The 10,178-nt window shown below is 41.5% G+C and carries 4 protein-coding genes; 3 read left to right on the forward strand and 1 reads right to left on the reverse strand.

Annotated elements, in window-relative coordinates; genetic code table 11:
* Positions 1 to 826 precede the first annotated feature (826 nt).
* Positions 827 to 3,463 carry a type I DNA topoisomerase gene (gene topA, locus BGL89_RS17545; RefSeq protein ID WP_286826819.1) on the forward strand — a complete coding sequence of 879 codons (2,637 nt, stop codon included), beginning with the start codon at positions 827 to 829 and terminating at the stop codon, positions 3,461 to 3,463.
* Between the two features lie 120 nt (positions 3,464 to 3,583).
* Here topA and BGL89_RS17550 read toward each other — a convergent pair whose 3' ends face one another.
* The gene (locus tag BGL89_RS17550; RefSeq protein WP_286826820.1) at positions 3,584 to 4,369 is read right to left on the reverse strand and encodes an SWIM zinc finger family protein; all 786 of its coding nucleotides are present in this window, start codon (positions 4,367 to 4,369) and stop codon (positions 3,584 to 3,586) included.
* Positions 4,370 to 5,106: 737 nt separating this feature from the next.
* Between BGL89_RS17550 and BGL89_RS17555 the strand changes: the two genes are divergently transcribed.
* Positions 5,107 to 9,366 carry a non-ribosomal peptide synthetase gene (locus BGL89_RS17555; protein WP_286826822.1) on the forward strand — a complete coding sequence of 1,420 codons (4,260 nt, stop codon included), beginning with the start codon at positions 5,107 to 5,109 and terminating at the stop codon, positions 9,364 to 9,366.
* Positions 9,367 to 9,702: 336 nt separating this feature from the next.
* Positions 9,703 to 10,178, forward strand: a 476-nt coding sequence (locus BGL89_RS17560) for a condensation domain-containing protein (protein WP_286826823.1), incomplete at its 3' end; no start/stop codon positions are given.

Genomic DNA, 10,178 nt, shown 5'->3' on the forward strand with positions numbered 1-10,178 from the left:
TAGAGAGGCTTGTAGTTAGCCCTGTACGGGTCAAAGCGTACAAAGCTGATTCAAAGTGCGACGTTTGCGTACAGAATTAGTAACTATGACTACAGCGTTTCTCCTAAAGATGAAGCGTAACCTAGATCAGTGATCAGTGTCAGCTTTTTTCTCCCTTCTCCCCTCTCCCTGCTCCCCAACTCCCACTCTGCAATAACTACTGGCAGCCAGAAATACGTTGGGTTCTTATCATACTTTGTGCTTTTTGTCAAAAAAACTTTTTCTTTGCAATAAAACTACACAAAAAAAAGATCATCGTTGCCAGTGAAATTGACTAATTTACCCGTCTTAATTAGGATCACCTTCTAGGTGTGGCAAGGGTTTCAACCATTGCTGCCTAAAAAAGCACAAAACAACCCACTATGAAATTCTATCAAATCGCTGTAACTATTGCAACATCGTTGTTAAATAAAAATCTTTCTCAATTAATTTTTAAGAATTTATAAATATTGCGGAATGTTAATTTAAATATTCTCAAGTGTTTGGAGTTAATAGATAATTTTTGCTTATCTTTGGCGAACATTGGGTTAGGAGTCAGTATTCTCCGAGTCAGCTTTTTTCTCCCTTCTCCCTTCTCCCTTCTCACCTCTCCCTGCTCCAGAAAAATATTAAGTTTTGTTAAGAAGTTAGTGACAAAAGACCAGCTTTAATCTCTATTATCGTAGTAAGTGGCTTTTGACCCGAATCAAGCCGGTCAAGATAAATAGTAACTTTTGCCCATCATCAAACAACGATTGTCAGTCTAACTAAAACAGTCGCTGTGGCGATGCCCTCGTGATCAATTCCTATGTCAACCCTGGTTATTGTCGAATCCCCCACCAAAGCTCGGACGATCAGTAATTATCTGCCTAGCGGCTATCGAGTCCAAGCCTCCATGGGCCACATCCGCGATCTGCCCGCCTCCGCCGAAGAAATTCCCCCCGCCCACAAAGACAAATCCTGGGCCAATTTAGGCGTGGATGTGGAGAACGATTTCGATCCCCTCTACGTCGTCCCCAAAACTAAAAGTAAAGTCGTCAAAGAATTAAAAGAAGCCCTCAAAGGAGCCAGCGAATTGATCCTCGCCACCGACGAAGATCGGGAAGGCGAAAGCATCAGTTGGCATCTCTTGCAGGTACTCAACCCGAAAGTTCCCACCAAAAGGATGGTATTTCACGAAATCACCAAAGAGGCAATCCAAGCCGCCCTAAAAAATTGTCGCTCCATCGACGAAAATTTAGTTCACGCCCAAGAAACCCGCCGCATACTCGATCGCCTCTACGGTTATACCCTCTCCCCCCTACTCTGGAAAAAAATCTCCAAAGGGTTATCCGCCGGCCGGGTGCAATCGGTAGCCGTGCGTCTGCTAGTGCAACGGGAACGGGAAAGACGAGCCTTTAAAACCGCCAATTATTGGGACCTAAAAGCCACCCTCGAAAAGGACAAAAATCAATTCGACTCGAAATTAGTGACCTTAAACGGTCAAAAAGTGGCAAATGGGAGCGATTTCGATGCCGACACTGGCAGACTGATACCCGGTCGCCAAGTCACCCTCTTAGATCAAGCCACCGCCACCGCCTTAAAAGAACGCATCCAAGACAAAATCTGGCGAGTTAGCAACACAGAAGAAAAACCCACCCTTCGCAAACCTTCCCCCCCCTTCACCACCTCCACCCTACAGCAGGAAGCTAACCGGAAACTGGGCATATCAGCCCGGGACACCATGCGAATCGCCCAAAATCTCTACGAACAGGGCTACATCACCTATATGCGAACCGATTCGGTGCATCTTTCCGATCAGGCCATCACCGCCGCTCGCAATTGTGTAGAACAAATGTATGGTAAAAATTATCTCAGTCCCCAACCCCGGCAGTACACCACCAAAAGCAAAGGCGCACAGGAGGCCCACGAAGCCATCCGGCCCGCCGGTAGTAGCTTTCGCCTGCCCCGGGAAACTGGCCTGAGCGGACTAGAATTCGCCCTCTACGACCTAATCTGGAAACGTACCGTCGCCTCACAGATGGCCGATGCCCGTATTACCCAGATCGCCGTTAATATTCAGGTAGAAAATGCCGGATTTCGCTCCTCCGGTAAAAGAATCGACTTCCCCGGCTTTTTCCGCGCCTATGTGGAAGGTTCCGACGATCCCGAAGCCGCCATCGACGACCAAGAAATAATCTTACCCGCCCTCAGCGTCGGTGATACCCCCAATTGTCGGAAACTAGAGGCGATTAGCCACGATACCCAACCCCCCGCCCGTTATAGCGAAGCCTCACTGGTAAAAACCCTCGAAAGTGAAGGAATCGGGCGACCCAGCACCTACGCCACCATTCTCGGCACAATTATCGATCGCGGTTATGCCCAAATGCGGAATAAAACCTTGATTCCCACCTTTACCGCTTTTGCCGTGGTTAGTTTGCTAGAAAATCATTTCCCTGACCTGGTAGATCCCAAATTTACCTCGAAAATGGAGGAAACCCTCGACGATATCGCCACCGGTTCCGCTCAATGGTTGCCCTATCTCGATCGCTTCTATCGCGGCGAAAAGGGGCTAGAAAGCCAAGTCAAAGAGCGCGAGAGTCAAATTAACTCTAGCACCGCCAAATCGGTGATTTTAGAGGATTTACAGGCAACTATCAAGATCGGCAAATACGGTCCCTATCTGGAAGTCTCCCGAGGCGATGAAATCCTCACCGCTTCCATCCCGGCCGATTTAACCCCAGCGGATCTGAACCCGGAACAGGTGGAAACCCTGCTGCGACAGAAAACCGAGGGTCCCGATAAAATAGGTCTTCATCCCGAGACTGGAGAGCCGATTTATCTGCTGGTGGGTAGTTACGGACCCTACGTCCAGTTAGGAGATGTCAGCGATGACAACCCCAAACCGAAACGCGCCTCCCTACCCAAAGGAGTCAAACCAGAGGATGTCACCCTCCCACAAGCGGTGGGTTTATTGGCACTGCCGCGACTACTGGGAACCCATCCCCTCACCGGAGGCAAAATTAAAGCCAGTTTAGGTCGTTTTGGCCCCTATGTGGTTCAGGAACAGGGCAAGGAAAAAGAATATCGTTCCCTGAAAGCCGGGGATGATATCTTAACTATAACCCTCGATCGAGCTTTGGCTTTATTAGCTGAACCGAAAAAAACTCGCGGCGCTCGTGGTTCTACCAAACCAGCTTTAAAAGAATTGGGTAAACATCCCGACGATGGGGAATTGGTGGGATTGTACGAAGGTCCCTACGGAGTTTATATCAAGCACGGTAAAACTAACGCCAAGATGCCGGAGGGAGAAACGGCTGAAACCCTGACTCTAGAGCAAGCTTTAGCGGCACTAGCGGCCAAGACAACTACTGCCAAGAAAACCACTACCAAGAAAACTACTTCTAGCACCACTAAAAAAACTACTTCCCCAGGCAGTAAAACCAGCAAAAGTAAGACGGTTTAGCGATTAGTGGTGGGGCGATTTTCTCCATGGTTAATTCCTCACCTGATGCGAGGACAAATCTGGCTGGCTTTTTTGTCTTTTGCACCACTTTGAGCGGGCTGCTCAAATACCCCAAATTCCCTACTGTAAAGCAATCGCCATCGCTTCTTGGGGAATTTGCCGGTAAATTGGTTTTAAAAATTGTTCTATGGCATCCGATTCGGGGGCAGCGAGGGGAAAATTGCCTAAAATGTCGAGAATGGTTTGATTTTCATTCCCCGGCGTGATGACAACGAGGGAGGGGTCTAGTTCTTCATCGTACTGCCAAAAGCGATCGATAGGGCTGTCAGGGGCAGTTTTTTCGACTACTGCGGGGGTTTCACTGACTGCTAAAGGTTGATTATCAGAGGAATAGGAGCGTTTTTCCCGTAAAGCTTCCAGAATTTGGCTTTTGGTTCGGCCGCGCAGTTGCAAAAGCAGGAAGGGATCGACAATAAAACGATCACCCAATTGATAGTATACTGCTCCTATGTGTTTGCAGGGGTTGGCTTGATCGGGACAGGTACAACGAGAGCGAATATCAGCTAGGGAAAAGGGAAATAAATTCACCCCACTATCGATAAAAACACGCTCGATATTATCGGGCATTTGTCCCGTGAGCAATTGAGCGGAATAAATGGCCTTTTTGGAGAGAAGCTTAATAATATAGTCCCATTCTTCATCACTAAAAGCGACTAGGGATAAATCCACTAGATAAGGTTCGGATTCACTGCCTTGTACTCTAGCAATAACTTGCGAGTCTTCAAAGTCAATACTTAAAACATTGCCCTCTCTGGCGTAAAGTCTAGCTCGTTCCAAGCGTTTTTTAAAGCGATAGGAATCGAGTAGTTCTAGCCATTTTTGTACCCACCAAGCTTGTTCTGTCATTTTTTATTTACCCTACAGCTTATCAGCTTCGTTACCAACAAAAACGCCAATTCAAAAAGGAAACACATCAGCCTTAAGAGTTGACAGAGAAAGGCTCATCAGGTATATTCTGATCTTTAACAACAACAAATCAGACCCAAAAACGAAGCCCTCAACATCTTAACATAGAATAAAGAAACTTGCTCTACCAACTTGGCCAAGAGGTAAATTTATCTCAACAGCAAATAGCCGTCTTGCCCGGATGTGATCAAAGCAAGACCAGAGCGAGAATTAATACTAAATCCTGTTTAGAAAGTATCGGAGAGCAGGCAGCGGGAACGGAGTTAAGAGTTGAGAGTTGAGTAAGAAACTAGGAGTATATTTTTATGAGTGCGACTCCTTATCATTCTTGGGAGAGGGGATTAAACGAGCCGACTAATGGACTAAGCTAAGACGGATTTAAATCCCTTATTCTTAGATTAGCCGAATCTCCCCCCTCGGAAGTCGGAAAGTTGGGGGGAGTCTTGCCTCTTGCATAATTCCCTCATCTCAACAAGCAATTTAAATTACGAAAAGCTTAACAATCGTCCTCGAAAATCTCTTGACTATCCTAGTCCGAATGAGATATGCTCTGATAGCTCAGACAGTGATGCAATTCAGACTTGAATTGGCGTATTATAGATGTCGAATTGGCTACGCCTAAAAGTCCTTATTGAAGAAGCTTTCACAAGATGTACACAGAACCGAGGATTTCAGGCATGGGGACAGAACACAAAAATCAAAAATTAAATTGTCAGAAATTAGCAGAAGTATTTTTATCAAATCCCTTAATTGAAGATTGCTATTTTATGATACGGGAGGGTGAAGTAGTCGCCTATATCGTTTGCTCTGGAGCTTGGAATTCTGAACAATTGTCCTCCGATTTAGAGTCTCAGTTACCAGATAATCTTCTACCTAATATCTATGTGCAAATTTCCAGTTTACCCTTAACCGATAGCGGTGATGTCGATGAAGTTGCCTTAAAAAATATCGAAATTATCGACGATAACCAAGTTCAGGAAACAGAAGAAAAACTACGCTCTTTGCCAGATATCGAGCAAGTTGCCGCCGTCATGACTTCTAAAAAAATCAAAATTTTACCCCTACATCTATCCGAATTATTGCCCTTAAAAATAGAGAAAAAAAATGATAATCAAAAATATGAAACCTCGATTCATTTGGGGATTCATACTTCTAACACTCAAGCTGGAATCAGTCACGGACAGCTTTTAGAAGAATCTGGACTTCAGCCGAAAACCTTGGCAGAAATCCTCCAAAAAGCTGCTGAAAATTATTCAAATAAAGGGATTATTTATATTCAATCTAATGGTTCAGAAGTTTTTCAATCCTATCAACAATTATGGGAAGACGCTCAACAAATACAAGCCGGATTACAAAAGCAGGGTTTACAAGCTCAAGATAAAGTGATTCTTCAGCTATCGGAAAACTATGATATTATTTCCGCATTTTGGGGGTGTATTTTAGGGGGATTTATTCCGGTTATTATTTCAGTGCCACCCAGCTATAAAGATTTTAATAATGAAATTCATAAAATATGTCAAGTTTGGCAGTTGTTAGATGACCCTATTATTATCACAAATCAATCCTGTCAGCAAGAGATAAAACATTTAGAGCAATGGTTGCCTAATCAAACCTTAAGCTTGAGTTTTATTGAAGAATTAAAAATTTATTCTCCCCATCAGCCTCCTATTAGTCAACCGGATGATATCGCGTTCTTTAATCTAACATCAGGCAGTACAGGAATACCGAAATGTATTGCATTAACCCATAAAAATGTGATCTCTCGTGCGCGAGGAACAAACATCATTTGTGAACATCAAAACGACGATGTTATTCTTAATTGGCTTCCTTTTGATCATATTGGCAGTATTTCAGACTGGAATATTCGCTGTGTCGAGTTAGGATGCCAAATGGTTTATGTTCAAACTGAATATATATTAGGTCGTCCTTTGAATTGGTTAGATTTAATTAATCAATATCGAATTACCCATAGTTGGGCTCCTAATTTTGCCTATAATTTGATTAATGAAGCTTTAAAAAAAGAACCCGATCAAAATTGGAATTTAGATTGTGTCAAATTCTTTTTGGCAGCGGGTGAAGCTGTTTCTGGTCAAGCAGTTGGAGAATTTATTAACACCCTTCATCTTCAATATAATCTGAAAAAAACGGCGATGCGTCCTGCTTTCGGGATGGCAGAAATGGGGTCAGGAATTACCTATTATCAACCTACAGAACAACAGCCATTACTCTTTCATACGGTTGATAAATCCTCCTTAAATTCTTCCTTAAAACGAGTTCATCCTGAACATCCCAATGGTGCAACCTTTACGGATTTAGGATTACCCATTCCGGGGATATCCATTAGAATTGTTAATACTGATAATTCCCTATTACCAGAAGAAACCATTGGTCATTTACAAGTTAAAGGAGAACCGGTTTCACCGGGGTATTATAAAAACCCAGAAGCGAATCAAGACGCTTTCTTAAAAGATGGCTGGTTTAAGACAGGAGATTTAGCATTTATTAGTAACGGTCATTTAGTTATTACCGGAAGAAGTAAAGAAACCATTATTATTAATGGAGTGAATTATTATAGCCATGAAATTGAAACTGTGGTTGAAACCATTGACGAAGTAGAAGCTTCTTATACTGCTGCTTGTGGGGTTCATGATCCTAGTAATAGTACCGATAAATTAGCGTTATTTTTCAGTGCAGAAACCTTTGACCACCAGCATCTAGCAGAACTTCTGAAAAAGATTAGACGAAAAGTAATTAACACTTTTGGCGTTAATCCTGAATATTTAATCCCCTTAAATAAAACTGAAATTCCTAAAACTTCCATTGGTAAAATTCAGCGAACGCAATTAACAAAACGGTTTGCGAACGGAGAATTTAATTCTATTTTAAAAGAAATAGATCTTTTGTTAGAAAATGCTAATACTCTTCCTGATTGGTTTTATCGGAAAGCTTGGAAACCTCGCTCTCCAGTGAACTTAAAACCCGAACTTTCCAAGTATTGTAGTTTAATTTTTCTGGATTCCTTGGGTTTAGGAGCATCTTTAGCAGAAAAAATTCAAGGGCAAAACTTACCCTGTATCACGGTTTTAGCAGCAGAAGAATTTTCTCAAATTAGTCAAAATTGCTATACCCTCAGACCAGGGACAGCCAACCATTATCAACAGTTAATGGCATCTTTATCCGAGCGAAAAATTATACTTGGCAATATTATTCATCTGGGAACATATCAAGACTATCAAGGAGAAATTTTAACAATTGAACAGTTAGAAAAAGCACAAGAAAAAGGAACATATGATTTATTATTCCTAGTTCAATCTCTGGCTAAAATTCATGATTTGAACTCAAAAATTCAATTGCTATTTGTTTCTAGTTATAGTCAATTTGTCATAGAAACCGATGAAATTGCCTATGAAAAATCTCCAGTTTTAGGACTGATCAAAACCCTAGCTAAAGAACTTCCTTGGTTAAATACTCGTCATGTTGATTTACCCCTAGATAACCCTGAAATTAATGTCAGTTATCTGCTGCAAGAACTATCTGTTTTATCCAAGGAAAGAGAAATTGCCTATCGCAACGGTAAACGTTTAATTGCAGGTTTAGAAAAAGTCAATTTACTGCAACACAACCAACAGGAATTACCCTTTAAATTAGGGGGTATTTATCTGATTACCGGAGGACTAGGAGGGATTGGCAGACAAATTGCTCAGTATTTGCTCAAAAATTATCAAGCTCGTTTACTATTAATTGGAAAAACACCTTTACCAGAAAAACACCTCTGGAGTGAGTACCTCAAAACCGAAGATCAATTATCCTTAAAAATCAAAAATCTCCAAGCTTTAGAAACCCTTGGGGGACAAGTAATTTATCAAGCGGTAGATGTGGCTAATTTCACTGAAGTTAAACAGGCTGTAGAACAGGTGAAAAAACAATGGCAAGGAGAACTAGATGGGGTGATTCATCTGGCTGGAATTTACAAAGATTGTTTACTTCTGGAGGAAACTCAAGAAGGTTTAGCGACAATTATTCGCCCTAAAGTAATAGGAACTTGGGTTTTACATCAACTCCTCAAAGAATCTCAGGGAATTTTTATTAGTTTTTCCTCCTTAGCTAGTTTTTTTGGAGGAGCGGCTTTGGGTTCCTATGCGGCGGCTAATAGTTTCCTCGAATCTCTGAATAGCTATCAAAAATCTAAGAATTTGTTCCCCAGTTATTGTTATAGTTGGACAACTTGGCAAGAAACTGGGATTAGCCAGGGTTATCAGATGCAATATATAACCCGTTCTCAAGGGTATTATGATATGACGGTGCAGCAAGGTTTAGACTCATTTCTAACGAGTTTATATCACAATCAAGGACAATTACTGATCGGTTTAGATGGGAGTAATAGCAAGATTAACCGTTTTACCTCTTTGTCTGAAGGATGCCAAAAGTTAACCGCTTATTACACCCGTAAACCTACAGTTCAATCGGTCAATCTACCTAATTATGTGAGTCTAAAAGATAGATTTGGAACGTCCTATCAATGTCCCCTGGTTCAGCGACAATCTCTCCCTATCAAGGACAATGGAGACATTGATAAGCGACAATTAATCAAGGAACTCCAAGGCAAAGAAAATCGCGAATTGATAGCACCCAGAACGGAAACGGAACGTCAAGTTGCTAACATTTGGCAAAAGGTGTTAAATCTATCTCAAATTGGAATTCATGATAATTTCTTTGAACTAGGAGGACATTCTTTGCTGGCGAGTCAAGTAATCTCTCGTTTACGGGATGTTTTCTCGGTAGAATTGTCGTTGCACAGGTTGTTAGAATACCCAACCGTTGCCAGTTTAGCTCAAACGATTGAGGTGCTTAATGTAGCCCAAAATACCAAAAGTGCATCCAAAAGTGGTACAGTCATGACAACAGCCTCAGAAAATTATGAAGAAGGAGAATTATGAAAATAGCTTAACTAAAATTTAAGCTTTTCAGAACCCTTTTGGGAAAAAATGTAAAAAATTGTATCCATCACTAAAATTTATCATCCAGAATATAGTCTTTTTATGGAGTATGTAAGCGGTTGCTCCCATGGCAACTGATTTTAACAATAACCACCGACTCCCCGCCATTGATAATTTTTGTTTGGTCTATAGTGTTTATTCTTTGAGGATACTTAAATTTATGAGAACCGTTGATTATATCTCTAACAGTAGCTAAAGCTAGAGCTACTGAACTCAGCCAAACATCACCCCCATTCCAGAAATACCAGAACATTAATTAGGAAAAGGATACTATTAATGAAAGTCGCAGAATTTTTATCTTACTTAAATAGTTTAGAAATCAAGCTTTGGCTTGAGGAAGAAAAGTTAAAATATCAAGCTCCCCAGGGAGCGATGACACCGGAAATCAAGCAAGAAATCGGCACAAGAAAACCAGAAATTCTTGCCTTTTTAAGAAGTGCAATAACCCCGTCTAAGACGTTTGAATCTGTTATATCTCCCGTTGCCAGAACTGAAGATTTACCCCTATCTTTTGCTCAACAGAGAATGTGGTTTCTCTATCAGATGGATCAGCAAAATTCTGCTTATAATGAAGCTCTAACCATCCGTTTAACGGGACGCTTAAACATTGATATTTTAGAGCAAACGATTAATGCTATTATTCAACGCCATGAGAGCTTACGGACAACCTTTCCAATGGTTGAAGGAAAACCCATTCAAAAAATTGCTCCATTTCTGAAGATTAAATTATTAGTTGTTAATTTAAAAGATAT

This window comes from Microcystis sp. LSC13-02, from assembly GCA_002282935.1.
Taxonomy (GTDB): Bacteria; Cyanobacteriota; Cyanobacteriia; order Cyanobacteriales; family Microcystaceae; genus Microcystis.

Excerpts from the sequence above, each read along its gene's own strand:
- topA (WP_286826819.1), top strand. The coding sequence starts at position 827 with ATGTCAACCCTGGTTATTGTCGAATCCCCCACCAAAGCTCGGACGATC.
- BGL89_RS17550 (WP_286826820.1), bottom strand. The coding sequence starts at position 4,369 with ATGACAGAACAAGCTTGGTGGGTACAAAAATGGCTAGAACTACTCGAT.
- BGL89_RS17555 (WP_286826822.1), top strand. The coding sequence starts at position 5,107 with ATGGGGACAGAACACAAAAATCAAAAATTAAATTGTCAGAAATTAGCA.